General features: G+C 62.8%; 22 protein-coding genes and 1 pseudogene. 21 read left to right on the top strand and 2 right to left on the bottom strand.

The window, feature by feature from the left end; genetic code table 11:
- The coding region (locus AC27IO_RS06585) for a phasin family protein (protein WP_498738022.1) at positions 1-170 on the bottom strand (170 nt) is incomplete at its 3' end.
- 220 nt (positions 171-390) lie between these two features.
- On the opposite strand from AC27IO_RS06585, the pseudogene rfbB reads away from it, so the two are divergent.
- The 4 genes and pseudogenes from rfbB (at position 391) to rfbC (ending at position 3,958) form a co-directional block, all read left to right on the top strand.
- Positions 391-1,497, top strand: a pseudogene (gene rfbB, locus AC27IO_RS06590) (dTDP-glucose 4,6-dehydratase).
- Positions 1,494-2,384 (top strand): dTDP-4-dehydrorhamnose reductase, encoded by an 891-nt coding sequence (gene rfbD, locus AC27IO_RS06595; RefSeq protein ID WP_498737992.1) that lies wholly within the window; start codon positions 1,494-1,496, stop codon positions 2,382-2,384. The pseudogene rfbB and the gene rfbD overlap by 4 nt, the downstream one beginning before the upstream one ends.
- Positions 2,385-2,408: 24 nt before the next feature.
- The gene (gene rfbA / locus AC27IO_RS06600) at positions 2,409-3,293 is read left to right on the top strand and encodes a glucose-1-phosphate thymidylyltransferase RfbA (RefSeq protein WP_272565182.1); all 885 of its coding nucleotides are present in this window, start codon (positions 2,409-2,411) and stop codon (positions 3,291-3,293) included.
- Positions 3,294-3,412: 119 nt separating this feature from the next.
- Complete coding sequence (gene rfbC, locus AC27IO_RS06605) at positions 3,413-3,958, top strand: dTDP-4-dehydrorhamnose 3,5-epimerase (RefSeq protein ID WP_284425344.1); 546 nt, start codon at positions 3,413-3,415, stop codon at positions 3,956-3,958.
- Positions 3,959-4,006: 48 nt separating this feature from the next.
- Here the strand turns inward: rfbC and AC27IO_RS06610 are convergent, their stop codons facing one another.
- Positions 4,007-5,851: a hypothetical protein gene (locus AC27IO_RS06610; RefSeq protein WP_498737995.1), complete on the bottom strand. Its 1,845-nt coding sequence runs from the start codon at positions 5,849-5,851 to the stop codon at positions 4,007-4,009.
- 232 nt (positions 5,852-6,083) lie between these two features.
- Here AC27IO_RS06610 and AC27IO_RS06615 point away from each other — a divergent pair, with 232 nt between their 5' ends.
- The 17 genes from AC27IO_RS06615 (at position 6,084) to AC27IO_RS06695 (ending at position 24,657) form a co-directional block, all read left to right on the top strand.
- A complete protein-coding gene (locus AC27IO_RS06615; RefSeq protein WP_284413851.1) occupies positions 6,084-7,826 on the top strand; it encodes a GspE/PulE family protein in 1,743 nt (580 codons plus the stop codon).
- On the top strand, positions 7,819-9,093 hold the full coding sequence (locus AC27IO_RS06620) for a type II secretion system F family protein (RefSeq protein ID WP_284429713.1): 1,275 nt from the start codon (positions 7,819-7,821) through the stop codon (positions 9,091-9,093). Before AC27IO_RS06615 ends, AC27IO_RS06620 begins: the two co-directional genes overlap by 8 nt.
- Before the next feature lie 28 nt (positions 9,094-9,121).
- Complete coding sequence (gspG, locus tag AC27IO_RS06625) at positions 9,122-9,577, top strand: type II secretion system major pseudopilin GspG (protein WP_092745333.1); 456 nt, start codon at positions 9,122-9,124, stop codon at positions 9,575-9,577.
- A gap of 26 nt (positions 9,578-9,603) precedes the next feature.
- A complete protein-coding gene (locus AC27IO_RS06630; protein ID WP_498737998.1) occupies positions 9,604-10,050 on the top strand; it encodes a GspH/FimT family pseudopilin in 447 nt (148 codons plus the stop codon).
- Positions 10,050-10,457, top strand: coding sequence for a PulJ/GspJ family protein (locus AC27IO_RS06635; RefSeq protein WP_284425429.1), 408 nt, complete (start codon positions 10,050-10,052; stop codon positions 10,455-10,457). Before AC27IO_RS06630 ends, AC27IO_RS06635 begins: the two co-directional genes overlap by 1 nt.
- A complete protein-coding gene (locus AC27IO_RS06640; protein ID WP_284425340.1) occupies positions 10,454-11,134 on the top strand; it encodes a prepilin-type N-terminal cleavage/methylation domain-containing protein in 681 nt (226 codons plus the stop codon). Before AC27IO_RS06635 ends, AC27IO_RS06640 begins: the two co-directional genes overlap by 4 nt.
- 47 nt (positions 11,135-11,181) lie before the next feature.
- The gene (locus tag AC27IO_RS06645) at positions 11,182-11,991 is read left to right on the top strand and encodes a type II secretion system minor pseudopilin (RefSeq protein ID WP_498738001.1); all 810 of its coding nucleotides are present in this window, start codon (positions 11,182-11,184) and stop codon (positions 11,989-11,991) included.
- A gap of 14 nt (positions 11,992-12,005) precedes the next feature.
- Positions 12,006-13,895, top strand: coding sequence for a type II secretion system protein GspM (gene gspM, locus AC27IO_RS06650; protein WP_498738003.1), 1,890 nt, complete (start codon positions 12,006-12,008; stop codon positions 13,893-13,895).
- Positions 13,892-14,503 carry a hypothetical protein gene (locus AC27IO_RS06655; protein ID WP_498738005.1) on the top strand — a complete coding sequence of 204 codons (612 nt, stop codon included), beginning with the start codon at positions 13,892-13,894 and terminating at the stop codon, positions 14,501-14,503. The genes gspM and AC27IO_RS06655 overlap by 4 nt, the downstream gene beginning before the upstream one ends.
- A 47-nt stretch (positions 14,504-14,550) precedes the next feature.
- Positions 14,551-15,081 carry a hypothetical protein gene (locus AC27IO_RS06660; RefSeq protein WP_498738007.1) on the top strand — a complete coding sequence of 177 codons (531 nt, stop codon included), beginning with the start codon at positions 14,551-14,553 and terminating at the stop codon, positions 15,079-15,081.
- A gap of 41 nt (positions 15,082-15,122) precedes the next feature.
- The gene (gspD, locus tag AC27IO_RS06665; RefSeq protein WP_498738009.1) at positions 15,123-16,985 is read left to right on the top strand and encodes a type II secretion system secretin GspD; all 1,863 of its coding nucleotides are present in this window, start codon (positions 15,123-15,125) and stop codon (positions 16,983-16,985) included.
- Between the two features lie 661 nt (positions 16,986-17,646).
- Positions 17,647-19,362 carry a cell surface protein gene (locus AC27IO_RS06670; RefSeq protein WP_498738011.1) on the top strand — a complete coding sequence of 572 codons (1,716 nt, stop codon included), beginning with the start codon at positions 17,647-17,649 and terminating at the stop codon, positions 19,360-19,362.
- Between the two features lie 86 nt (positions 19,363-19,448).
- Positions 19,449-20,381 (top strand): peptidylprolyl isomerase, encoded by a 933-nt coding sequence (locus AC27IO_RS06675; protein ID WP_498738013.1) that lies wholly within the window; start codon positions 19,449-19,451, stop codon positions 20,379-20,381.
- 107 nt (positions 20,382-20,488) lie between these two features.
- A complete protein-coding gene (locus AC27IO_RS06680; protein ID WP_498738015.1) occupies positions 20,489-21,289 on the top strand; it encodes an ABC transporter permease in 801 nt (266 codons plus the stop codon).
- The gene (locus AC27IO_RS06685; RefSeq protein WP_498738017.1) at positions 21,286-22,644 is read left to right on the top strand and encodes an ABC transporter ATP-binding protein; all 1,359 of its coding nucleotides are present in this window, start codon (positions 21,286-21,288) and stop codon (positions 22,642-22,644) included. Before AC27IO_RS06680 ends, AC27IO_RS06685 begins: the two co-directional genes overlap by 4 nt.
- A 182-nt stretch (positions 22,645-22,826) precedes the next feature.
- The gene (locus AC27IO_RS06690; RefSeq protein ID WP_487112926.1) at positions 22,827-23,717 is read left to right on the top strand and encodes a class I SAM-dependent methyltransferase; all 891 of its coding nucleotides are present in this window, start codon (positions 22,827-22,829) and stop codon (positions 23,715-23,717) included.
- A gap of 82 nt (positions 23,718-23,799) precedes the next feature.
- Positions 23,800-24,657: a methyltransferase domain-containing protein gene (locus AC27IO_RS06695; RefSeq protein WP_487112928.1), complete on the top strand. Its 858-nt coding sequence runs from the start codon at positions 23,800-23,802 to the stop codon at positions 24,655-24,657.
- The last annotated feature ends 59 nt before the right edge of the window (positions 24,658-24,716 follow it).

Raw genomic sequence — 24,716 nt, forward strand, 5'->3', positions numbered from 1 at the left:
ACCAGCGCCTCGAACACCTTGCTGCCTTCCTGCTGCGCCTTGGCGAACGCGCCCAGGCCCGCCTGCCAGATCTGCTGCGCGGAGTCGCGCGCCTTGCTGCCGTAGAACGGGCCGCTGCCGGCCGGGTCGGCGTCGTCCGGTGCGTCGGGGTTTTTGGTGGATCGGGGCATGGATGGCTTTCCTTGGGGCAAGTGGTGCAACGGCGCCGCGCGGACCGGATGATTTGCTGCGGCATCGGCTCGAGACTTTACGTGCGCTGCGCGCGCCGTGGGTAGTGTGCGCCCCCTAAACGGCGCGGCGGGCCCGCTGCGGCTCGTAACAGGGCCCCGGCACGCGATGGGATAATCCGCCGCTTTGACACAGCGGCGCCTTCGCGCGACCCCCCATCCCATGATTCTTGTCACCGGCGGCGCAGGCTTCATCGGCGCCAACTTCGTTCTGGACTGGCTGGCTTCGGGCGACGAGCCCGTGGTCAACCTGGACAAGCTCACCTACGCAGGCAACCTGCAGAACCTGGCGAGCGCGCAGGGCGATCCCCGGCATGTCTTCGTGCAAGGCGACATCGGCGACACGGCCCTGCTGGCCAGGTTGCTGGCCGAGCACAAGCCCCGCGCCATCGTCAACTTCGCCGCCGAGTCGCATGTGGACCGCTCCATCCACGGGCCGGAGGACTTCATCCAGACCAACGTGGTCGGCACCTTCCGCCTGCTGGAGGCCGCACGGCACCACTGGTTGGCGTTGCCGGAGGGCGAGAAGGCCGCGTTCCGCTTCCTGCACGTCTCCACCGACGAGGTGTACGGCACGCTGTCGGCCAGCGATCCGGCCTTCGCCGAAACGGATGCCTACGAGCCCAACAGCCCCTATTCGGCCAGCAAGGCCGCGAGCGACCATCTGGTGCGCGCCTGGCACCACACCTACGGCCTGCCGGTGCTCACCACCAACTGCAGCAACAACTACGGGCCGTACCACTTTCCGGAAAAGCTCATCCGCTGATGATCGTGAACGCCCTGGCGGGCAAGCCGCTGCCGGTGTACGGCGACGGCATGCAGATCCGCGACTGGCTCTACGTCAAGGACCACTGCAGCGCCATCCGCCGCGTGCTGCAAGGCGGTGCACTGGGCGAAACCTACAACGTGGGCGGCTGGAACGAAAAAGCCCAACATCGAGATCGTGCGCACGGTGTGCGCCCTGCTCGACGAACTGCGCCCGCGCGCCGACGGCCAGAGCTATGCCGCGCAGATCCACTACGTGCAGGACCGCCCGGGCCACGACCGGCGCTATGCCATCGACGCCCGCAAGATCGAACGCGAACTGGGCTGGAAGCCCGCCGAAACCTTCGAGACGGGCATCCGCAAGACGGTGCAGTGGTACCTCGAAAACCCCGAGTGGGTGGCGGCCGTGACCAGCGGCGCCTACCGCGAATGGGTGCAGACGCAGTACCAGGCCGTGCCCGGCGCAGCCGCTGCGGCACCGAACGCCGTGGCGGCCAGCGCATGAACATCCTGCTTTTCGGCAAGGGCGGCCAGGTCGGCTGGGAGCTGCTGCGCAGCCTGTCGGTGCTGGGTACCGTGACGGCGCTGGACCACGACAGCACCGACCATTGCGGCAACTTCGCCGATCCCGCCGGCATCGTGGACACCGTGCGCGCGCTGCGCCCCGACGTCATCGTGAATGCGGCCGCCCACACGGCCGTGGACAAGGCCGAGAGCGAGCCGGAGTTCGCACGCACGCTCAACGCCACCACGCCGGGCGTCCTGGCCGAGGAGGCCGCGCGCAGCGGGGCCTGGCTGGTGCACTACAGCACCGACTATGTCTTCGACGGCAGCGGCGACCGCCCCTGGGTGGAGACCGACACGCCGGCGCCGCTGTCCGTCTATGGCCGCACCAAGCTCGAGGGAGAGCGGCTCATCCAGCAGAGCGGGGCCCGCCACCTCATCCTGCGCACCAGCTGGGTCTACGCCGCCCGCGGCGGCAATTTCGCCAAGACCATGCTGCGCCTGGCCCAGGAGCGCGAGCGCCTGACGGTCATCGACGACCAGTGGGGCGCCCCCACCGGCGCCGACCTGATCGCCGACGTCACGGCGCATGCCCTGCGCCACCTGGAGCGGCGCCCCGAGGATGCCGGGCTCTACCACCTGGTGGCCGGGGGCGAGACCAACTGGCATGCCTATGCAAAATACGTCCTGGCGCAATCGGCACTAGGGGGTGGTGCTATAAAAATAGTAGCCAACGACGTGGCGGCCGTGCCGACGAGCGCGTTTCCCACGCCGGCCGTGCGCCCGCACAATTCGCGGCTCGACACCCGCCGGCTGCAATCCACGTTCGGCCTCGTTCTGCCGCATTGGCAGGCGGGCGTCTCGCGCATGCTGGCCGAAATCCTTTAGCACCCAGGGCAGAGAGAGCACCACATGACCGCACGCAAGGGCATCATCCTCGCCGGAGGTTCGGGCACCCGCCTGCACCCGGCCACGCTCGCCATCAGCAAGCAATTGCTGCCGGTGTACGACAAACCCATGATCTATTACCCGCTCAGCACGCTGATGCTGGCGGGCATCCGGGAGATCCTGGTCATCAGCACGCCCCAGGACACCCCGCGCTTCGAGCAGTTGCTCGGCGACGGCAGCCAGTGGGGCATTCAATTGCGCTACGCCGTGCAGCCCAGCCCCGATGGGCTGGCCCAGGCGTTTCTCATCGGCGAGGAATTCCTGGCGGGCAGCCCGAGCGCCCTGGTGCTGGGCGACAACATCTTCCACGGGCACGATTTCGAGGACCTGCTGCGCAGCGCGCTGCAGCGCGAGGAGGGGGCCAGCGTCTTCGCCTACCACGTGCAGGACCCCGAGCGCTACGGCGTGGCCGAGTTCGATGCCCGCGGCAAGGTGCTGTCCATCGAGGAAAAGCCCAAGGCCCCGAAGTCCAGCTATGCCGTGACCGGCCTGTACTTCTACGACGCGCAGGTGGTGGAACTGGCCAAGCGCCTGAAGCCGTCCGCCCGGGGCGAACTCGAAATCACCGACCTGAACCGCCTCTACCTGGAGCAGGACGCGCTGCACGTCGAGATCATGGGCCGTGGCTATGCCTGGCTCGACACCGGCACGCATGAAAGCCTGCTGGAAGCCGGGCAGTTCATCGCGACGCTGGAGCACCGGCAGGGCCTGAAGATCGCCTGCCCCGAGGAAATCGCTTGGCGCAACGGCTTCATCGACGATGCCCAGCTGGCCCGGCTGGCGCAGCCCCTGGCCAAGAACGGCTACGGCCAGTACCTGCAGCGGCTGCTGCGGGAGCCGCGCGAGTAGCGCGAGTAGCGCGAGGATCGCAACAGGCCCGGCGCGCCGCCGCGCCAGGCTGGCGTCCGTCGCGCGTGTCCTCTTCTTCCGCCGGTTTTCTTCTTTCTTTCGTTGTTGGCAATTCCTCCATGAACGTCATTCCCACCCGCCTGCCCGATGTCGTCGTCCTCGAACCCAAGGTGTTCGGCGATGCCCGGGGCTTTTTCTTCGAGAGCTTCAACCAGCGTGCCTTCGACGAGGCCACCGGCACGCGCCATGCGTTCGTGCAGGACAACCACAGCCGCAGCGCCCGCGGCGTGCTGCGGGGCCTGCATTACCAGTTGCGCCAGCCCCAGGGCAAGCTCGTGCGCGTGGTGCGCGGCACGGTGTTCGACGTGGCGGTGGACCTGCGCAAGAGTTCGCCCACGTTCGGCCAATGGACGGGCGAGGAGCTGAGCGAGGAAAACCAGCGCCAGATGTGGGTGCCGCCCGGCTTCGGCCATGGCTTCGTGGTGCTCAGCGAGAGCGCGGATTTCCTCTACAAGACCACCGACTACTACGCCCCCGAGCATGAGCGCTGCATCGCCTGGAACGATCCCGCCCTGGCGATCGACTGGCGCTTCGACGGCGAGCCCAGCCTGTCCGCCAAGGACATGAAGGGCCTGCCGCTCCACCAGGCCGAGGTGTTTGACTGACTGACGCCTGCGGCGGGCTGTGCGGGGCAGGGCCCGGTCCGCAGCGGCTCACGGGCCCTTGGGCGCCAGCGTCTGCTGCGTGGCCCGGTACAGGTGGTCGGAGCCGAACTTCGGGTTGTCCGGATCGAACGAGAACATGTTGTGCCCCCGGGGCACCAGGGTGCCATGCCAGCGCGGCTCGGCGAAGAACGAGAGAAAGTCCGCACCCCGCTCTGCATGGGCATCGAACACGCGCTGCAGGGCGGCCGCGTCCATCGCCTTCAAGGGATGGAACTCGGTGATGCCGTAGCGGGTGTGGCCGCTGTGGCCCAGCCAGTCGAAGTAAGAATGCCCGTAGGTCGGCTCGCCGTACAGGCTCACGCCCAGCCGGATGGAGCCCAGCGGCCGCAGCGATGCCTGGATCGCGAACTTGTTCTCGTCCCAGCCCGGGTTCGTGAACGGCACGATCTGGTGGGTGTAGCGGGGCACGTCCGCCAGGCACGAGCGTGCCACCTCGCCATCGAAATACCGCAGATAGTCGACCACCTGCTTCGCGCGAAAGGCATGCCACAGGGGCACGAGCGGGTTGTAGTAGTACGACGACGCGTCCCGCGGCGTGTCGATGTGCGCCTGCACGCCGGGCCCGGCAGGCGTGCTGGCCGGCAGCGCTGCCTGGGGCTGCGGCTGTGGCGTGCTCTGCTGCCGGTCCATGATGGCCACGTCGCGGCGGCCCAGGTGGGTGAGGGCGCCCGGCCGCGTTTCCAGGAAGATGTCCAACCGGTGCACCCCGGCCGGCAGGCGCCGGAAATCCAGGTCCATGCGCCAGCCGGTGTTGGCGTCTCCGAACTCCGGCTTGGCCGCCAGCACGTCCTGCCGCCCCAGCCGCACGGCGGTCTTGCCCACCAGGCGGCCGTTGCGGTAGATGTGGATCCAGGCCGGGTGCTCCGGGGTGGCGCCTTCCACATGCGCCCAGCCCGAAATGGGCAGGCTGCCCTGCGCGAACGCATCGATGTGCTCGGTGTAGCGGCGCAGCGGCTCGGTGCGTATGTCGCGGGATGGGGGCTCCACCTCGGACAACGCTGCGTAGTCGCCGCCCACGGCACGGTTGAGCGCCTCGATGCGGCCGAATTCGGCCTGCAGGTGGTGCCTAAACCCTTCGACCGAGGCCGCGCTGTAGTCGGTCACCCGGTAGGCGCCATCGAAGCCCATGCCCGCCTGGAAATTGGGAAACAGGTGGTGCAGTTCCCCCAGCAGCGTGATGCCCCGGATCTTGGCGCGGTCCTGCGCTGGCAGCTGGCAGGCCGCGTCCAGCACGGCCTGCATGGCCTGTGCGCGCCGCTGCGTCAGGGTGTTGCGGGTGTTGGCGAACGTCCAGTTGAAGACTTTGGAGTCGTAATAGTCGTCGGTGCCCAATGCCCCATCCCGGGTGTGGCCCATATTGGCAGGGTCGGCGGCCAGCGCGGCCTCGATCGGTGCCTCCGCCGAGAAATGCGTGGAGAACAGGTAGAGGATCGCCGGCCGGGGCGTGTCGCGCAACGTGCGCACCAGGCGCCCCACTTTCTCGTCGTCGATGCGCCAGTCCCCGTCCGCCGTCTGGTGGAAAAGGCGCAGCAGCGGCACGGGCAGGGTGTAGCCCAGGGCTTCACGGGGTGATGGCGGCTCCGTGGGCTGCAGCGTTTTCAGCGTGGATTCGATGAGCGCGGCGGCCGAGCCCTGCGGGCCCTGGCAGCGCTCGGCCAGGTCCTGCATCGCGGCCGGCAGGGTTTCGGGCGAGAGCACGCAGGGCTCGATGACGCTGACCATCGGGGCCAGCAGCAGGCGATCCGCACGGAGCGGATGCGCAGGCGCATGCGGCTGGAGCAGCGCCAGGCCGCCCGCACCGGCCAGAAGAACACCCAGGGCCGCGAGGGCCATGGAAACGTGCAGGGCAGTCCGTCTGGGAGGGTTTTGCATGGGCGGGGCGGGCAGTCGCATCAATTGATCGGGGGAGGCCCGCGACTTTAAGCGAAGGCCCGGCTGGCCCGCGGGGTGTGCAAAGGCCATGGCTTTGGCGGGAGTGGGCCCCAGGCCGTCGCGGCTACACTTGGGCCCCATTGCGCGCGCCCGAGGGCGCGCAACGCCGCTCGCGGCGCCATCCCACACCTCCATGACGACGAATACCCTTCCCGACCGCATCGAACCGCTGGCAGACGCGACGCCCGCGCCGCGTCCTCCGCTGGGAGAGCTGCTTGTCCAGTCGGGCAAGCTGAGCGCCCGCGACCTGGAGCGCGCCCTCTCCGCGCAGCAGGAAATGGGCGGACTGCTGGGCCGCGTGCTGGTGCGGCTGGGGCTGGTGTCCGAGCTGGACGTGATCCAGTCGCTGTCGCGCCAGCTGGGGATATCCATCGTGCCGGCTGGCGAGTTTCCCGAACTCATGCCCGAGGTCGAGGGGCTGCTGCCGGAATTCCTGCACGCCAACAGCGTGTATCCGCTGCAGGTCAGCGAAGGCCGCATGCACGTGGCAATGGCCGTTCCGCAGGATGCGTTCGTCGTCAAGGCGCTGCATCTGGCCACGGGCCATGTGATCGTTCCGCACCTGGCGCTGGACAGCGACATCGAGAAAGCCCTGTCCGAGCCCGTGGTGGAGCAGGGTGCCGAAGACGACGAGGCCGACGACGGTTTCGGCGATGGCTCCGATGGCGGCGACTTCGTCGAGCATCTGAAGGACCTGGCCAGCGAAGCGCCTGTCATCCGCCTGGTGAACGCCATCATCGGCCGTGTGATCGATCTGCGCGCCTCGGACATCCACCTGGAGCCGTTCGACGACGGACTGCACGTTCGCTACCGGGTGGACGGCGTGATCCATGCGGGCGAACTGGTGCCGCCGCGCCTGAGCGCCGCCGTGAACTCGCGGGTCAAGCTGCTGGCCCACCTGGACATTGCCGAGCGCCGCCTGCCGCAGGACGGCCGCATCAAGACGCGCGTCAAGGGCCGCGAGCTCGATCTGCGGGTGTCCACCGTGCCCACCGTGCACGGCGAAAGCGTGGTGATGCGGGTGCTGGACCGGGCGAGCGTGCGCCTGCAGCTGGAAACCATGGGTTTCGAGAAGGACACGCTGGAGCGGTTCAACAGCCTGCTCGCACGGCCCCACGGCATCTTGCTGGTCACCGGCCCGACGGGTTCGGGCAAGACGACCACGCTGTATGCGGCCTTGTCGAAGATCGATGCGGGGGCCAACAAGATCATCACGGTGGAGGACCCGGTCGAGTACCAGCTGGAAGGCATCAACCAGATCCAGGTGCATCCGCAGATCAACCTGACCTTTGCCAACGCGCTGCGCTCCATCCTGCGCCAGGACCCCGACATCATCATGATCGGCGAAATGCGCGACGGCGAAACCGCCCAGATCGCCGTGCAATCGGCGCTCACGGGGCACCTGGTGCTCTCCACCCTGCACACGAACACGGCCGCCGGCGCCGTGATCCGGATGAAGGACATGGGTGTGGAGGGCTACCTCATCACCTCCGCCGTCAACGGCGTGCTGGCCCAGCGCCTGGTGCGCACGCTGTGCGGCCAGTGCAAGGAGCCTTTCGAGCCGGGCGAGGACGTGCGCCAGAGCACGGGGCTGGCGCGCTTCAGCGGCGTCGGCCAGGCCATCTACCGGGCCGTGGGGTGCGAGCACTGCCGAGGTTCCGGCTACCGGGGCCGGACCGGCATCCATGAACTGTTCGTGCTGGACGAGCCCATGCGCCGCGCCATCATCGAAGGCCGCGATGCCAACGCGCTCAATGCGCTGGCGGCGCAGGGCGGCATGCTCAACCTGTACGAGGACGGGCTGCGCAAGGTGGCCGCCGGCATGACCACGCTCGACGAACTCGCCCGTGTGACGCAGGACCAAGCCGATGCCTGATTACGTCTGGCGGGCCGCCGCCGCCTCGGGCAAGGTGGCCGAGGGCCGGCTCACGGCCATCAACGAAGCCCAGGCGCTCAAGCAACTCAGGGCGCAGGGTCTCACGCCATTGACCATCAGCGACTCGATCGGCGCTTCGGCCGGTCCGGGCGCCAGCAGTGCCATGGGCACCGCCTCCGCCAACGAGGCCATCGGGGCCGCCGCCGTGCCCAAGGGGCGCAGCGGCAAGGGGCCGGTCAAGGCGGCCGATGTGCTCGCGCTCACCTCCGAGCTGTCCATCATGCTGCGGGCCGGACTGGCCCTGGACAACGCGTTGCGCGTGCTCATCGACATGAGCTACAAACCCAGCATGGCCGAGCTGCTGCAAGGCATTCTGGACGCGGTCAAGGGCGGCACGCCGCTCAGCCGCGCCTTGTCGCAGCACCGCGAGCTGTTCGGCGATTTCTACATCAACATGATCCGCTCGGGCGAAGCCAGCGGCCAGATGTCGTCGGTGCTGGAGCGGCTCGTGGAGCACATGGAGCGGCAGCGCGCACTGCGCGACAGCGTCATCTCCGCCACCATCTACCCCGCGATCCTTTTGGGCGTGGCCGTGCTGTCGCTCATCGCCATGCTGGGTTTCGTCGTGCCGCAGTTCGAGAAGCTGTTCACCGACATGGGCGATGCGCTCCCGATGCCGACCCAGATCGTCATGGCGCTGGGCCATGCCTTCACGCGCTACGGCCTGTTCATCGGCATCGTGGCGCTGGGCCTGGGGCTGATGGTGCGCCGCTGGGCGGCCTCTCCCGCCGGGCGCCAATGGTGGCAGGCGCGGCTGCTGAAGCTGCCGCTCATGGGGCGTCTGGCGCTGAAATACCAGCTCACGCTGTTCTCGCGCTCCCTGGGCACCTTGCTCGGCAATGGCGTGCCCATGCTGACGGCCCTGCACATTGCGACCGAAACCGTCAGCAACACGGTCTTGCAGCAGGCCCTGTCCCGTGTCGCGCCCATCGTGAAAGAAGGGGGCAAGGTTGTCCAGGCCGTTTCCGCGACGGGCATCTTCGAACCGCTGGCGATCAACCTGATCCGGGTGGGCGAGGAAACCGGCCGCATCGGTCAGATGATGCTCGAGCTGTCCAATATATTGAACCGCGAAGTCGAAACCGGTATCAAACGCCTTCTCACGCTGGTGGAGCCGGTGCTCATTCTGGTGCTGGGTATTTTGATTGCCGCCATCATTGTTTCCATCCTTCTCGGGATCCTGTCCATCAATGACCTCGCCGTATAATTTTTGTTTGTCCAAGGAGTCCTCTTCCATGGCGCATTCCCGTGCTGGCCGCTCCTGTGGCACCCCTATGCAACGTAAATCCGCCCGCGGCTTCACCCTCATCGAATTGCTGGTCGTGCTGGCCATCCTGACGCTGCTCGCCGGCTTGGTCGGTCCCCGCGTGCTGAACCAACTGGGCGGCGCCAAGGCCAAGACGGCCGGTGTGCAGATCGCCGACCTGGACAAGTCGCTGGAGTTGTTCAAGCTCGACGTAGGCCGCTACCCTTCGACCGAAGAAGGCCTGGAGGCACTGGTGAAGCGCCCCGGCTCCGTGAACGGCTGGACAGGCCCTTACCTCAAGGGCGGCGTGCCTTCTGACCCCTGGGGCCATCCTTACCGCTATGCCAACCCGGGCCCGAACGGCGGCATCGAGATCCTGTCGCTTGGCTCCGATGGCGCCCCCGGCGGTGAAGGCGAAGCGGCCGACATCCGCAACACGCCCTGATCTCCTGCATCTCCAGGCGTCCTGCCATGCGGCGCGAGCGCGGCTTTACGCTGGTCGAGTTGCTGGTCGTGTTCGCGATCCTGGCGCTCGTGATCGGCTTGGCACCGCTGGCCTTCGAGCGGTTGCGTGACTCTGCGCAGTACCGTGACACGGTTCGCACGATGATGAGCCAAATGCGAGCCGCGCGCTTCACCGCCATGGCGGAAGGACGCGAGGTCCGGTTCTCTGTGGACTTGAAGAATCGCATGTACGGCAACGACCTCGCCTTGAAGCCGTTACCTGAACCCCTGCAGTTGCGTGCCATCGTTGCTGGTACGGAGTTGAATGCACAGAGCCAAGCAGCGATCCGGTTTCTCCCTGCCGGTGGGGCGACGGGGGGGAGTATTGAGATCTTGCGAGCTCCTGGGGTCGGAACTCGATTGCGAGTGGATTGGCTGTCCGGGCGGGTGACCCAAGAGGCCCTCACCCAATGATGCAGCGTAGGCACCGCCACCAGCGAGGACTTACCTTGCTGGAGTTGCTGGTGGCTTTCGCCATCATGGCCCTTTCGCTGGGTATGCTTTATCGCGCCATGGGAGGCAGTGCCCGCAATGTCGCGGACGTGGATCGCTACCAGCGTGCAGTGGTTCTGGCAGAGTCGCTGCTCTCCCTGCGGGATGCCATACCAGAACAAGGCTTGAATCAATCGGGAGAGTCTGCTGGCTATCAATGGCGCCTGACCACCGCGCCTTACGCCACGGAGTTCAATGGGCCGGCCATCCCTCCGCTGCATGAAGTCAACATCATGATCTCATGGTCGGATGGCGTGCGTTTGCGCAGTTTTGAACTCAACACATTGCGGCCTCAACGAAAACCCCCTGAGCCGGGACGGGCACGATGAGACTGATGCAGCGCGGGTTTTCCGGAGCATTTCGCCAACGCGGCTTTACGCTGGTGGAACTGCTTGTGGTCATTACTTTGTTGTCCTTGGTGATGCTGGCGTTGGGTTCTGCTTTGCGCACGACGGCGCAGACTGAGGAGCGTGTGGATCGCCGGGTGCTGCAAACCGACGAATTGAGGGTCGCAAATGGCTTTCTGCGCTCGGTTCTCGGGCGGATATCCCTGCAGAAACGGGCAGCGGTCATTTCCGTCGGAGAGAGCCCTTATTTCTTCGTGGGCCTCCCCGACGAAATGGCGTGGGTCGGCATCATGCCCGCCCGTTACGGTTTGGGGGGGCGCTACCATTTTCGACTGGGAGTGGTAGACCAACCGGCTGGACGTGCGCTGGTTCTGCGGTATTTGCCATGGATCGAAGGAGGCGTGCTGCCAGACTGGAGCCAGGCCGCAAGCTACGTGCTGGTGGATGATGTGACCGGCTTCGCATTGCGTTACGAAGATCCCAATGAAGAGCCGCCTGTCTGGGGCGCGCCATGGACCATCGTGGACCGGACTCCTCAGCGAGTGTCGATGGCAATCGCGACGTCGTCCTCCGCGTGGCCAGACATCGTTATTCCGTTGCGGGTATTGCCCTCTAGCGACCCTGCCAGTAATGGTGCCACTTTTGGAGGCAGCAACTGATGAGCCGGTGTGGGCGGGGTAACTCTCGTGAGAAGACGCAATCTGGTATGGCCTTGCTGGCCGTACTTTGGATGGTTGCAGCCCTCACGATCATCGTTTCAGGACTTACCAAATCGGTCCGCGAAGAAGCCCGAATGATGACTTTGTCGCGTCAGAATGTTCAAGCACAGGCGCTGGGAGATGGCGCCATTCAACTGGCACTGCAGGCCATCGTTGCCACCAACACCCAAATGAACCGTACTAGACAGGCGCAGATCGCGTACAGAGGGGTGTCAATGCAGGTCCAGGCCATGCCGTTGAACGGACTGATCGATATCAACGGCGCTCCCGTCGCTTTGTTGGCAAGACTGATTGCCGTGGCCGGAGGGGTGTCTCCTGATGTCGCTCAGGGACTTGCGCAAGCCACGGTGGACATGCGGGAACGTCGCAATCCACAAGGTGTTCCGCAGCGTTTTGAATCAGAGGAAGACCTGCTCAAGGTGCCAGGATTCGACTACACCCTCTATGCTAGACTTTCTCCGCTCATCACTGCAGATGTACGTGGGCGCGGCATGGTCAATCCGATGGCTGCCCCCGTTGAAGTGTTGACAGTCCTCGCCGGAGGCAATGCTGCAGTCGCCATGCGGATCGCGGCTGAACGGGAGGCCGGGGCGGAGGGCATCGATACCACGGCATTGGAGCCCGCATTTTTAGATAACTCGACGGTTCGGCGGGTTCGAATCCAAGCAAGGGTTCCCATGCCGGACGGTGTCTGGCTGCGCGTGTCGCGCAGCATCGATTTCAACGCCCGCGCTAAGGATGGTGTGCCGTGGCATACCTTTCGCACCAGTTCGAGCGTTGAACCCGTGATACGTTAAACCCCTGAGTCACCATGCCCTCCATTTCCTCCGATGCCCGTTTTCTGGGAGTCGATCTGCACGCACTTTGGCGTGAAATCCGAAGTCCTTGGCAGGGCATGCACGCGTGGCCATTGTTTTCCTGGCTAACGCCATCAGCGCCTGTGGTGTTGTTGCACCCTGGTGATGGTCTTTCGTTCTGGCTTGGCGATGAGAAGCAATCCAAGGTGGCCGGCCCCATCAAAGCCAGCTTCACCGCTGTCGAATTGCCGGAAGAGCTTGTGCTGCGCCGGACCCTTACCCTTCCTCCCATGTCTGACTCCGATGTGGTCAAGGCGGGGGCTTTGGAAGTCCGTGCCATCAGTCCGTTTTCAGACTCGGATCTGGTTTGGGGCGGCAAAACGGTCGATGCGCCGGCGGGCAGTGCCAAGATCGAACTGGCTTTGGCGTCCCGTAAACAAGTTGCGCAATATCTTGCGTCGCAGGCAGCCCGACTGGGCGGTGTCTCGGATCCTGAAGTTTGGGTGCGTAGCAGCCAACTGCGTCCGATCGTCATGCGAGGCTATGGTGAAGGCTTGCGGCATGCCCATGCATTGAGATGGCGGCGGACAGGTTATGGGCTGCTGGCGGTGATGGCCCTGCTAACGGTGGCCATTGTCATGACTCCAACGCTTCAGTTGCGTGAGCGTGCGATTGAGGCCGCACAAAGCTACCAAGACGCTGCTCGACGAACGGCGCCGGTCGTTGCTAAGCGCGATGCGCTCATGCAGTCCGCAGAAAAAATCGGCATGTTGTCGGAGGTGCTCGGTACACGCATTGAGCCTTTGAAGGTGCTGGACAAGTTAACTCAGCTGCTCCCGGACGACACCTATCTTCAGAGCTTTCGTCTTCAGGGTGCCAAAGTGACCATTGTGGGGTTGACCAACAATGCAGCGGCTTTGATGCAACTCCTTGGGAACGAGCCCGGCCTGCGCGAGGTCCGCGCGCCGTCTGCTGCGACCCGTATGGGCAATTCTGCCAAGGAGATGTTTGCCATCGAGTTCATGCTGGATCCACATGTTTTTGGTGTGGCAGGCAATACTCCGGGCGCAGCCTCCTCGGCAGCAGCTTCCGGGGCGGTGATCCCTGCTTTGCCAGCAAACGCTGTGGCTAGTGCTGCAGCATCAAGCGCAAGTAGTGCGGCGGCTTCGGCGGCGATTCCTACAACCATGGTGCCGGCCACGCCCGCAGCGAATACCGCCGGACCTGCGGTGCCTGCCCCCGCGGCAGGTAAGGCGGCTTTTTGGCGGTGCCACCCCTACATTTGGCGGCAGCCCAGCAAAAGCCCCTGCCGGTCCTTCTTCATCTTCTGCGAACCGAACCCCGCCATGAAACGCCTCTCATCCCGTGAAGGAGTGATCCTCTTCTGCACAGTGGCTTTGGCGATTGTTCCTCTGGCGCTGCTGGGTTGGTACGTTCAGGAGAAGCATCAAAAGGCAGAGGCGCAGTTGGCGCAAATGGCGCCGCGCTATGCCCGCCTGTTGGGCTTGGAGGCCCAGCGGGCTGATATCGAAGCGCTGCTTTCCAGCGCAAGTGGTGCGAGAACGCAATATATCTATCCTGCGTCACAGGATGCCAATCAGACGGGTAATGCCGCTCAACAGCGGATCAGGGAAATCTTCAGTGCGGCTGGACTGCAAGTGATCAGCAGCCAGGTGCTCCCTGCGAAAGATGAAAAGGGTTTCGATCGGATCCCCTTAACCGTTCGCACCGAAGGTGAGATGCTGGCCCTTCAAAGCGCTTTGGCAGTTCTCACTAGTCAGTTGCCCATCATTCTCATCAACGATCTGGATATTCAGATACAAGGCTACGGCAACCCAGATCCGAAAGCCGCCCCCCGGCTGTCAGCGCAATTTGGCCTCAGTGTTCTGCGGGAGCGTACATGAAGCGCTATACCTTGCATCTGCTGCTGCTGGTCAATGCGGCTTTGCTCCTCCTCTTGGGGTGGATGTGGGTCGATACGGATGGCAGTGTCCGCAATGTGCACTGGCAACCGCCAGAGCCCCATCGAACTGATTTTGCAGCCATGCTACCGGCATTGCCTGGTGTCACCAATGCGGACACCGGGCAATTCATTGCCATGCTGGATCGCCCAATATTTGCTTTCACTCGCAGGCCTCCTCCTCCTCCCCCGCCACCCAAGGTCAGTGAAGAAGCGCCTGTCGACAACCTTAGCACCGCAAGGCTTTCCGGCGTGTTCGTTGGAGACGGCGCAGGCGGGATCATTATTGAGGTGGCAGGCAAACATCGCCGCGCCCGGCTGAACGACAATGTTGACGGCTGGACGCTTCAATCCATCGCCGGGCGTAACGTTACATTCGCCAAAGGTGGCCAGACCCGTGTTCTACAACTTCCCCGTGCCGCAGTAACCGCTTATACCGGCATGGCGCCGGTTGCGCCTGTTGGCGCTCCTACATCGATTGGCAGAGGGGGTGATCAGCCTGCCCGTCCCTCTGCCCCTCCTCGCGCGACATTCGGTGGCCGTGCTCAATGAGCGCAAAGACCATTTCGCCAGTCCCTTTCGTTTTCAGGCAAGTAGTCATGACCCCTTACCGACACGCACTTACCGCCATTGCGCTGGCTGCTTCCCAGATGGCAGTGGCTCAAACTTCACAGACGGTTCCCGCGCCCGGTGGCAGCAATATCGTCACGGAATCCAGTGGCGCTGTGAAGCCAGGGGCAGCAGGTGAGTCGTCCGCCAATACCAACCCCGCTAAAACAGACAGATCTTCCGGGGAGGGAAACCCTCCTGCTCCAGAACCCCGATTCATTCTTGGCAATGACCGCGTCATCGCTCCTGCCAAGCCAATTGCAGCCCTTCAGGGCGCTCCGTTGTCTTTTAATTTTGAAGAAGCTCCGGTATCCGAAGTGGTGCGTACCATTTTGGGCGATATTTTGAAGACGGACTATGTCCTGCATCCTCCTTTGAATGGCACCGTTACTTTGGCGACGCGCGTCCCGATCACGCCGGATCAGGCGGTGTTCCTGCTTGAGAGTTCTTTGCAAGCCAACGGACTTGCCATGGTGCGTGACGCTCGGGGAACTACCACGTCGGTAGGCCAGATGCCCTGAAGGCCATTGGCGTCTCCGTTCGCCAAATCAGCTCTGCCCCCTTGACTCCCGGTTCTGGTGCCATCATCGTGCCGCTTCAATACATCGGCGCTGCGGAGATGGCATCGATTCTGCGGCCCATGGTGCCCCCGGACGCCATCGTGCGCGTCGACAATATGCGCAATCTTCTGATCCTGAACGGAACCCGGACGCAGGCAGAGGGTTGGTTAGATTTAGTGAACACCTTCGATATTGATTTGCTCAAAGGAATGTCGGTAGGCGTATTCCCGCTGAAACATGCATCTATCAACGAGGTGGAAACAGCCCTGCGCTTGGTCAGCGGCGGAGGCGCGGTGCCTACGGCCACGCCGGGGCGTGGGAGCACGACCGGTTCAACCGCGCCTGTTGCGGCGGGAAGTGCCAATGCGCAGGCGGCTGCCGGTGCAGCCACGCTGGGTGAAAACAATCCCTTGTTTGGTGCTTTGCGCATCATGCCGATCGAGCGCATTAATAGCATCATGGTGGTTACGCCTCGAGCCTCCTATCTGGAGGAAGCCCGGCGGTGGATCGAGAAGTTGGACCAGCCCAGCGACAGCGGCAATGAACCGCAATTGTTCATCTACCAGGTGCAGAACGGCAACGCTGCGCATCTGTCGAGTGTCCTGAACGGTATTTTCGGTGGAGGCTCAGGTTTCAGCCAGATCGCAAATAGCGGGGTTGCGCCAGGACTTGGTGGTTCGTCTGCAAATTCCTTCGGTCAATCGGGTTCGACTGGGTTTGGTACCACTTCCAATGCTTTCGCTGGCGGAGGAGGGTATGGAGGTGGCTTTGGCAGATCATCCGGAGGTTCCTTGTCTGGGGGGGGCGGCTTTGGCAATTCCTTTTCGTCATCTAACAGCCTGAATAACAGCAACAGCACAGGAAGCCGAAATTCCGGGCAGGCAAACGTTTCCTCCCTTGGCGGAAATTTGGGAATTCGGGTAATGGCGGATGAATTGAACAATTCGGTGCTCGTGTGGAGTACCCGAATGGAGTACGCCAAGATTGAGTCGAGCCTGAAGCGGCTTGACCTGCCCCCGACGCAGGTGCTTATTGAGGCCAGTATTATTGAGGTTACGCTCAATGACAATCTTCAGTATGGATTGCAATGGGCCTTCAGTAATGATGCGCGGTCTGGATACTCCGGATCGGGTTCGATATTTGGCACGCCAGCTTTTGGTGATAATGTCACGCCAGGATTCTCTTACACTTTGCGAAACGCCGCGGGAGCGATTAAAGCGACATTGACCGCTTTGGCTGAGAAATCGCTGGTGAAAATGATTTCCAGCCCTTCTCTCATGGTGTTGGACAACCACACGGCTGCGATCAGCGTGGGGGATCAGACACCCGTTCGAACCTCGACGACCTCGTTTGTAGACAATCCTAACGCGACGACAAGCAACATCCAGTACAAGGACACGGGCGTCAATCTTTCGGTTACGCCCTCTGTGAATGCAGGAAACATTGTTTCCATGCAATTGGATCAAACCGTGACTGATGTGGGCAATGTAGATACGCCCACAGGCCAAAGATCTTTCTTGCAGCGGCAGATCAGCAGCAAAGTCGCGGTGCGTTCAGGTGAGTCGATCGTGATGGGCGGGTTGATCAAAGACAACTCGAACACTGGCCGTTCCGGCGTGCCGCTTCTTCAGGACGTGCCGCTTCTGGGCAATCTGTTCCGATCCAATACGGTGACAGGGAATCGTACGGAGCTCATCGTCATCATCACTCCACGGGTTGTCAGGAACGATGTGGATATACGTGAAGTCAGTGAAGACCTGCGCGACCGACTCAAGGGGTTGCGGGCCATCGAGCTACAAGAGCGTGGCAGCGCAGCGCCGCTGCCCTCGCCGCGTCCGCCGCTCCAGTCGCTGCCGACGCAGTGAATGATTTTTTAAGTTTTTTGTATGGAGGTCTAATAGGCATGGCTAAATTTCACTATCGATCCGTGAGGGCGATAGCGCTTGTTGCGGCTGCTATTGCACTGGCTGGGTGTGCAAGCATGGGCGGTGGTACGCCCGAGCAGGTGGTTCAAAAAACGAGCGGAGGCGTACTGGAAGGCCCGACTCGAGGGTAAATATGAGGCGGCGTATGCGCTGTCTACGCCTGCGTACCGTAAACTACGCACCGCGGAGCAGTTCAGCAAGCAGTATGGCGCTTCGGTAGCTGCCAAGGCTGCCGAAGTGACCAAAGTGACATGCGATGCTGTTCGATGCGAAACGCAGGTGAGGCTGGACGTGAAGCCTGGCATACCAGGACTGAACTTGCCCATCGTCCCCATGTATGTGAATGAAGTGTGGCTTCTTGAAGACGGCCAGTGGTGGCACTTTCAGGAGAGCTGAGAGCATTGTGGGTTGGCGCTTACCTCAGGTTGACGCCAAGCTGCATGGTGTCGTCACGCTTGCAATCTCAGTGTTGCGTATTTTCGACAACCTCTTTTTTCACGGCATGTTCGCTGTACTTCCATCCAAAGTGCTGTGCTACCATCCGTCAGCGTAATCAATCGTGGTAGTTGCGCTTACCAACTTTTCAACTGGAGTTCTTGATATGAGAAAAAATGTTCTGGCCCTGAGCATTGCTGCCATGATTGGTGGCCTGGGCTTTGCCGGTGCTGCATCGGCTGGCGTCGTGCCTGGCACGGGTACGTTCAATGGAACGACTCAACTGACCACCACGAACGCTACCGTGCTGCAAATCTCGGACGCCGGCGTGGGCCATAACCTGCTGGTGCCATATTTCACCGCTCAAAACAACAACATGAGCGTGTTCCATGTGGTGAACACCGATACCTCCAACGGCAAGGCCGTGAAGGTGCGTTTCCGCAGCGCTTCGAACTCTGACGACATTCTTGACTTCCAAGTCTTCATGTCTCCAGGCGACGTGTGGACGGCTGCTGTGACGCAAGGTTCTGACGGCGTTGCACAAATCGTGACCGCTGACAACACCTGCACGGTGCCTAAGCTGACCGCCAACGTGCCACAAAAGTTCATTCTGGACCGTCTGAATCCTAGCCTGGCTGCTGGCGACAAGGCGAACCAAACCCGTGAAGGCTACGTTGAAATCTTCAACATGGCTGACATTCCTCCAAACAACGGTGGCACGGCTGCTGCTCCTACGCTGTACGGCGCTATCAAGCACTCCAACAACGTGGCACCTTGCTCGGTGGACGGTTCCGTGGCTCAAACGCTGCTGAACAACGTTGCCGTGACGAACTACACCACGCAAGCAGACGCTGCTACCGCTGGTTTCAACACGCCTTCTACCGGCCTGATGGGCGACTGGTACATCCTGAACCTGCCACAAACGACGACGTTCTCCGGCGCTGCTACCTCGGTGGCTGCCCGCGTTGCTGTGAACGGCGCTGATGGCCGTGGCAATTTCGTGCACTTCCCGCAAACGAACGCTTCGGCTGGTAACGTGGATGCTTTCACGGCTGACCCACTGTTCCGTACGGATGCACGTCCTGCTTCGCAAGGCACGACCGGTGGCACGTATGCTGCCCCTCTGGGCGCCGCCACGCTGGCTGCTTCGTTCTTCGATCTGCCTGACATGTCCACGCCTTACACGGCTGCAGTTCCTGCTTCGGCAACGACCGCACCGCTGGAACAGGCTGACCTGTTGACGACGGCTCTGGCTGTGACCTCGATCACCAACCAGTACGCTTCGGACACGTCGATCTCTGCCAAGACGGACTGGGTTTTCTCTATGCCTACCCGCCGTTACAGCGTGGTTGCTAACTACGCTGCTAGCAACACCAACAACGGTGTGACCGTTACCGGTATTGCAGCTCCTAACTATCGTCTGTTCTCGCAACTGAACGGTGGCACGGTTGCTGGCGGCGAATGGTTCCTGCCTGCTAACACCAGCGTGGACTCTGTCGGTAACATCTGCGTGAACGCCGACGGCCAACGCTTCTGGAACCGCGAAGAAACGACCGCTGGCGCAGTGGGTACGCCTCCTGTGTTCTCGCCAGGCAACCCGCTGGCTCCTTCCGTCGTGCGTTTCTGCGGCGAAACCAGCGTGCTGGCCTTCGCTGACGCAGGCGCCTCGTCGCTGGGCGGCAATGTTGCTCGCACCACCATCACCGCTGGTACGTACACCAACGGCTGGGGCGTGATCAACACCACCAACGGTGGCAACGGTCTGCCAATCCTGGGTGCTTCGTTCATCAAGCTGACGAACCCCAACGTGGGTAACGGCGTGTCGGGTAACTTCGGTATCACGTGGCCCCACCGTGGCACGCGTATCCAGACCGTTAACTAATCTTTTCGGCACTTAATCGCAGCAATGCGATCCAAGAAAGGCGGGGGTTTCCCCCGCCTTTTTTTTTTAACTGTACGAATGGTCCGATGAGCTCATCCATGCATAGTGTTTTTGCCCCATCATTTTTTCTTCGTTCTGCAGCTCTTGTCATTGCGCTGCACGCTGGTTCCGCCGCACTGGCTGCTGGTTCAGACGTCCCACTGGTCAAGGGCAGCAAGAATGCGATTACCACACTTGATGTTGAAGCTGACGCTGAGCAGCGGATTCCGGCAGAGGCCCGAGCTCAAGTACTTTCACGGTCCAGCGCAGTGACGCAGATCGTTGGCAATCTATACGCGCGCCGCGCAATGGCAGACAAGGCGGAAGCTGAGGGACTGGCTACTGATCCGGCGGTCGTTGCGGCCATGCGCATGGCTCGGGACAAGGCGCTATCTGACGCTTGGCTTGCGAAGCTCGACGCTGCGCATACGCCGACTGATGCTGTAGCCGAGGCGCTTGCTCGCAACATCTATCAAGCCAAACCCGAACGGTTCAAGACGGCAGAGCAGGTGCAAATCCGCCACATCCTGATTGGCGGAACCGAGGCAGAATCTCGCGCTCAAGCGGAAAAAGCCCTGGAGGAATTGAAATCCGGTGCGGATTTTGCCCAGATGGCTCGTGAGCGATCTGCTGACAAGCGCAGTGGCGCCAAAGGTGGTGATCTGGGCTTTTTCGAGCGTGGACGCATGCTGCCTGAATTTGAAGTCGCTGCTTTTGCGTTGCAAAAGTCTGGAGATCTGAGCGAAATCGTCAAAACACAATACGGCTACCACATCCTGCAATTGCAGGATCGCAAACCTGTGACGACCAAACCCTTTGCCGAGGTGCGCGAAGAGTTGATGAATGAAGTTCGCAACAATGTTCGCCAAGAAGCGCGTGTGGCGGAGGCTCAAAAATTGCAACAGGATATGACTGTGGATGCACAGGCCATTTCCAAGTTTGCGGCAGAGCATGCAACTGAGTTGAAGCCGCTCAACTGATCCTGGTGTTCGCTATTGAAGGACCGACTGGCTTGGCATAAGACGGCTGGTCCTCGCACTTTTCCAGGTCTGCTTTGAGGCGGACCTGCTCTTCTCTCTGTTCCTGCATGCAAACTTTATGGAATGAGTGGCGCTCCGTGTGGAGCGCTCGATCGTTGGTGTGGGTGTTGACTCGCCGCGAAGTGGCGGCACGGCATGCCGGAACGGCGGTTGGCGTGCTTTGGCCCTATCTGCAGCCTTTGCTGACTGTGGCGGCGTACTACCTGGTTTTCGACGTGGTGTTTTCCATGCGACTGGGCGAGGGGGCCCCTACGCATGCAGTAGGTACGTTTCTGATCGTGGGTGCACTTCCCTGGATGGCGTTCTGCGATGCCGTGTCACGGGGAATGAACAGCTTGATAGAAGCGGGCAGCATGTTGCAGAAAAATCCCCTGCCACCCGTGTTGTTCACTACGCGATCGGTGATGGCCAGCTGCGTGATTTTCGGACCGCTGCTCGCATTGGTGGCCCTTGCCTACACTCCGCTGCATGGCTTTCGCCCTGCTGTCGCAGCGATCCTGCCGTTGATGGCGCTGCAATTCGTGATGAGCGTTTTGATCGCCTACTTGCTGGCCATTTTGGCGGCGGCGCTGCGCGATACCGTCCAATTGGTCGGCTTTCTGCTGTCTGTGGGTATCTACCTCACTCCGATTCTTTTCCCATTGACGCTGTTCCCTGAGAATTGGCGCTGGGTGCTGTGGCTCAATCCGATGACTGCGCTGGTCATCGGATACCAGCAGGTGCTGCTGCAGGGCGTGCTGCCGCCACCGATTGTGTGGTGGGTCGCATTGACGTGGGTGGTGGTGGTGGCACTCGCGTTGAATGTAGTGGTCAAGCGCAGCCGCGACCAGTTGGTGGATTGGTTATGAGCGAGAGCACAGGACGCAGCCAAGCGGCTGGCGTAACAACCGGCAGCACGGTGCTGAAGGTTACGAATGTGGGCAAGGAGTACAAGCTCTACGCCTCTCCCCGCCAGCGGCTCAAGTCCTTGATCACCGGGCGATCGGCGCACCGCAGCCATTGGGCCTTGAAAGGCGTCTCCTTCGAACTGCAGCGCGGCCAGTGCATCGGCGTCATCGGCGACAACGGGGCGGGCAAGAGCTCGCTGCTCAAGCTGCTGGCCGGCACGCTGCAGCCCTCCACGGGCTCGATCGAGCGGGTGGGCCGGGTCACTGCCATTCTGGAGTTGGGCGCGGGTTTCCACCCCGACTTCAGCGGCCGCGACAACCTGTATTTCGGCGGCAGCCTGATCGGCATCGACCGCGAAGAGATGGAGCGGCTGGAGCCGGAGATCATCGAGTTCTGCGAGCTGGGCGAGGCGCTGGACCGGCCGGTCAAAACCTACTCTTCGGGCATGTCGGTCCGGCTGGCCTTCGCGCTGGTGACCGCGGTGCAGCCCGACGTGCTGATCATCGACGAAGCCCTGGCGGTGGGCGATCAGCATTTCCAGAAGAAATGCGTGGACCGCATCATGGCGTTCCGCAATGCCGGCTGCACGATCCTGTTCTGCTCGCACAGCCCGTACCACATCCGCCATCTGTGCGATCTGGCGCTTTGGCTGGACGGGGGGCGCGTCAAGCAGTTCGGACTGACGGAGCCCGTGCTGGGCGCCTATGACGTGCACTCCCGCCTGCGCAATGCAGAGAGCCAGCACCACGCGGCGGCGGGGCAGGAGGGCGCCAGCGATGCGCCCGCGCCGGACAACGGCGCTCCGCTGGACGACGGCGAAGCCGCCTCCGAGGCTTCAGACGCTGCGGCAGCTTCCGCCGCCGGCCGCCGGCAGCGCAATGGCAATGCCCCGGCCCGCGACGATGGCTCCGCCCGCATTCTGTCGGTGGAGATCCAGAACCTGGGCGAACCGCAGGACGGCGGCTACGGCCGGCTGTCCGGCAAAGACCTGATCGCCCACATCACCGTGCGCGGCCGGGGGGGCGAGCGGCCCAATGTCGGCTTCATGATCGAGCAGTCCAAAGGGGTCGGCATCACGTCGCTGGCCACCCACGAAGAGGGCGCGGCGCCCGTGTCGCTGGGCGATGGCCTGTGGCGCTCGGTGCTGACGTTTCCCAGCCTGCCGCTGCACAGCGGGGACTACGTGATCAGTGCGTTCCTCTTCGACGAGAGCGGCCTGGTGGTGTACGACGAGTGGTTCCAGTTCCTGAACTTCAACTGGGTCGCTCCAACCCTCATGCCAGGGCTGGTGAAATTGCCGCACCACTGGGGGTGAGCATGCCGGCCGGCCCACTGCAGGGCGCTTGCGTTCTGCCGCCGTGGACGGCCGGGATCTCCCTCCAGTGAGATGCTATATTTTTGATAGCTTAATGCCCTAGTAGAATATGCGCCGGAGCCATTTTTTGCCAATGACGATTTTCCGCCTTTCGGCAGGATCTTCCCCCGGCCCTTGACCCCATGAACGATCTGACCGCCCCTCCTCAAAAGGCCTCCGACTGGCTGGCCCTCGGAATCCAGCACCTCGAACGCGACGAGCGCGTCCTGGCCGCAGAGGCCTTGCGCCATGCCTTGCAGGACCGCGAAACGCGCCTCACCGCCCACCAGCTCATTGAGCAGCACACGTTGCCGGGCGCCTTCTCCCAGATGATGGGGCTGAACTGCGAGATCGCGCGCGCCGACGACATCTTCCGTTTCTTCGAGGGCCATCCCTCCAGTACCAACCCTCTGCGCGACTATCTCGCGGATGGCTGGCGCACGCTGTCCGAGCTGATGACGCTGCTGGAGACCGTGGATCGGCCTTTGCTCAAGACCCCGCGGTTCATGGAGTTCGCGAGCGGGCACGGCCGCTTCACGCGGCATCTGGTGAAGGCGCTGGGTGCGGACCGGGTGACGGTGTCCGACGTCGTGCCGGACGCCATGGCGTTCGCGCAGCGCACTTTCGGCGTGCGGAGCGTGCTGTCTTCCACGGTGCCGGAAAGCCTGGTGTGGGATCAGCAGTACGACGTGGTGTTCGTGCTGTCGCTGTTCAGCCACCTGCCGCGCCGCACCTGGGCCCGCTGGCTGCAGTGCCTGTACGACGGCGTGGCACCTGGAGGGGTTCTGGTGTTCTCCACGCATGGCTTGAAGGCGGCGGCGCACGACAGCGTTGCGCTGGACGAGGACGGCTTCTTCTTCGCTCCCTCCAGCGAATCCCAGGCCATCGACGTGCAGGAATACGGCACCGCGTTCACGTCCGAGGACTTCGTCCTCGCGCGCATCGCGGAGACGGTGGGTGCGGACAAGCTCGTTCACCGCTCGCTGGTGCATTTCTGGAACCACCAGGATGCCTATGTGCTCGCCAAGCCCTGAGCGCAGGGTGTGGTGGGCCTGACCCTCTTCCTGGCTCCGAGCCTTTTGACTGATTGAAATCCTGCGACAGGCGTTTCCCTCCATGACCACTCTGTTCGATCGCATCCAGCAACGATTTTGGGGACCGCCCCAGTGGGATGCCGAGCGCATTTCCGACGAGTGGTTCCGGGCGCACTTCCACTATGCGGCCGACGTGGTCCAGCACTGGCTGGGTTCGGCGCTGGATGTGAAGACGGCGCGGCTCCTCAACTTCGGTTGTGGCGACGGCATCACGGACCTGGCCCTGGTCCTGCGCCACGGGGCGACGTCGATCCATGGCATCGATATCCGGCAGGAGTACGCCAAGCTGCCGCGCATCGCGAAGGAGCAGTTGGGGCTTCGCCGCGTGCCGAAGGTCCTGAGCTTCGAGACCATCGCACCCGCCACCCCGCTGGCGGGACGGCGGCCGGTGGACGGGATTTTCAGCTGGTCCACGTTCGAGCATGTGAGCCAGGACCAGCTCGAACCCATCGCCCGCGACCTGTACGCGGCGCTCAATCCCGGGGGCGTGTTCTTCCTGCAGATCGAGCCGCTGTATTTTTCTCCCTTCGGCTCGCACCTGCGGCGCTATGACGAGGTGCCCTGGCACCACCTGCTGGTGAGCGATGACGAGCTGTGGGCCATCATCCAGGCGCACGAAGGGCCGATCGATGGCGCCGAGCGCGATTTCGGCTTCGACGACTTCGGTGTCGAGGGGTACAAGAAGTTCGTCTTCAACGAGTACAAGGCGTTGAACCGGCTGACGGCGGACGAGCTGGTGGCCCTGATGACCCGGGTGGGCTTTCGGGTCATTCGCCAGGAGCGGCGCAGTGTGCAGATGGACATTCCAGCGGCCCTGCACGGCCAATACCCGGACGAACTGCTGCTCAACAACGAGATCTTTCTGCTGCTGGGCAAATAGGGCCCGGATCGCCCTTCGGTGCCATCCATCGCACCGAGCGCGTCGATGGGCCTTTCGAA

The organism is Acidovorax sp. KNOB132 (assembly GCF_057541515.1).

What these genes read in the sequence shown, in the direction of transcription:
- rfbD (WP_498737992.1), top strand. Translation starts at nt 1,494, where the DNA reads ATGAACATCCTGCTTTTCGGCAAGGGCGGCCAGGTCGGCTGGGAGCTG.
- rfbA (WP_272565182.1), top strand. Translation starts at nt 2,409, where the DNA reads ATGACCGCACGCAAGGGCATCATCCTCGCCGGAGGTTCGGGCACCCGC.
- rfbC (WP_284425344.1), top strand. Translation starts at nt 3,413, where the DNA reads ATGAACGTCATTCCCACCCGCCTGCCCGATGTCGTCGTCCTCGAACCC.
- AC27IO_RS06610 (WP_498737995.1), bottom strand. Translation starts at nt 5,851, where the DNA reads ATGGCCCTCGCGGCCCTGGGTGTTCTTCTGGCCGGTGCGGGCGGCCTG.
- AC27IO_RS06615 (WP_284413851.1), top strand. Translation starts at nt 6,084, where the DNA reads ATGACGACGAATACCCTTCCCGACCGCATCGAACCGCTGGCAGACGCG.
- AC27IO_RS06620 (WP_284429713.1), top strand. Translation starts at nt 7,819, where the DNA reads ATGCCTGATTACGTCTGGCGGGCCGCCGCCGCCTCGGGCAAGGTGGCC.
- gspG (WP_092745333.1), top strand. Translation starts at nt 9,122, where the DNA reads ATGGCGCATTCCCGTGCTGGCCGCTCCTGTGGCACCCCTATGCAACGT.
- AC27IO_RS06630 (WP_498737998.1), top strand. Translation starts at nt 9,604, where the DNA reads ATGCGGCGCGAGCGCGGCTTTACGCTGGTCGAGTTGCTGGTCGTGTTC.
- AC27IO_RS06635 (WP_284425429.1), top strand. Translation starts at nt 10,050, where the DNA reads ATGCAGCGTAGGCACCGCCACCAGCGAGGACTTACCTTGCTGGAGTTG.
- AC27IO_RS06640 (WP_284425340.1), top strand. Translation starts at nt 10,454, where the DNA reads ATGAGACTGATGCAGCGCGGGTTTTCCGGAGCATTTCGCCAACGCGGC.
- AC27IO_RS06645 (WP_498738001.1), top strand. Translation starts at nt 11,182, where the DNA reads ATGGCCTTGCTGGCCGTACTTTGGATGGTTGCAGCCCTCACGATCATC.
- gspM (WP_498738003.1), top strand. Translation starts at nt 12,006, where the DNA reads ATGCCCTCCATTTCCTCCGATGCCCGTTTTCTGGGAGTCGATCTGCAC.
- AC27IO_RS06655 (WP_498738005.1), top strand. Translation starts at nt 13,892, where the DNA reads ATGAAGCGCTATACCTTGCATCTGCTGCTGCTGGTCAATGCGGCTTTG.
- AC27IO_RS06660 (WP_498738007.1), top strand. Translation starts at nt 14,551, where the DNA reads ATGACCCCTTACCGACACGCACTTACCGCCATTGCGCTGGCTGCTTCC.
- AC27IO_RS06670 (WP_498738011.1), top strand. Translation starts at nt 17,647, where the DNA reads ATGAGAAAAAATGTTCTGGCCCTGAGCATTGCTGCCATGATTGGTGGC.
- AC27IO_RS06675 (WP_498738013.1), top strand. Translation starts at nt 19,449, where the DNA reads ATGAGCTCATCCATGCATAGTGTTTTTGCCCCATCATTTTTTCTTCGT.
- AC27IO_RS06680 (WP_498738015.1), top strand. Translation starts at nt 20,489, where the DNA reads ATGCAAACTTTATGGAATGAGTGGCGCTCCGTGTGGAGCGCTCGATCG.
- AC27IO_RS06685 (WP_498738017.1), top strand. Translation starts at nt 21,286, where the DNA reads ATGAGCGAGAGCACAGGACGCAGCCAAGCGGCTGGCGTAACAACCGGC.
- AC27IO_RS06690 (WP_487112926.1), top strand. Translation starts at nt 22,827, where the DNA reads ATGAACGATCTGACCGCCCCTCCTCAAAAGGCCTCCGACTGGCTGGCC.
- AC27IO_RS06695 (WP_487112928.1), top strand. Translation starts at nt 23,800, where the DNA reads ATGACCACTCTGTTCGATCGCATCCAGCAACGATTTTGGGGACCGCCC.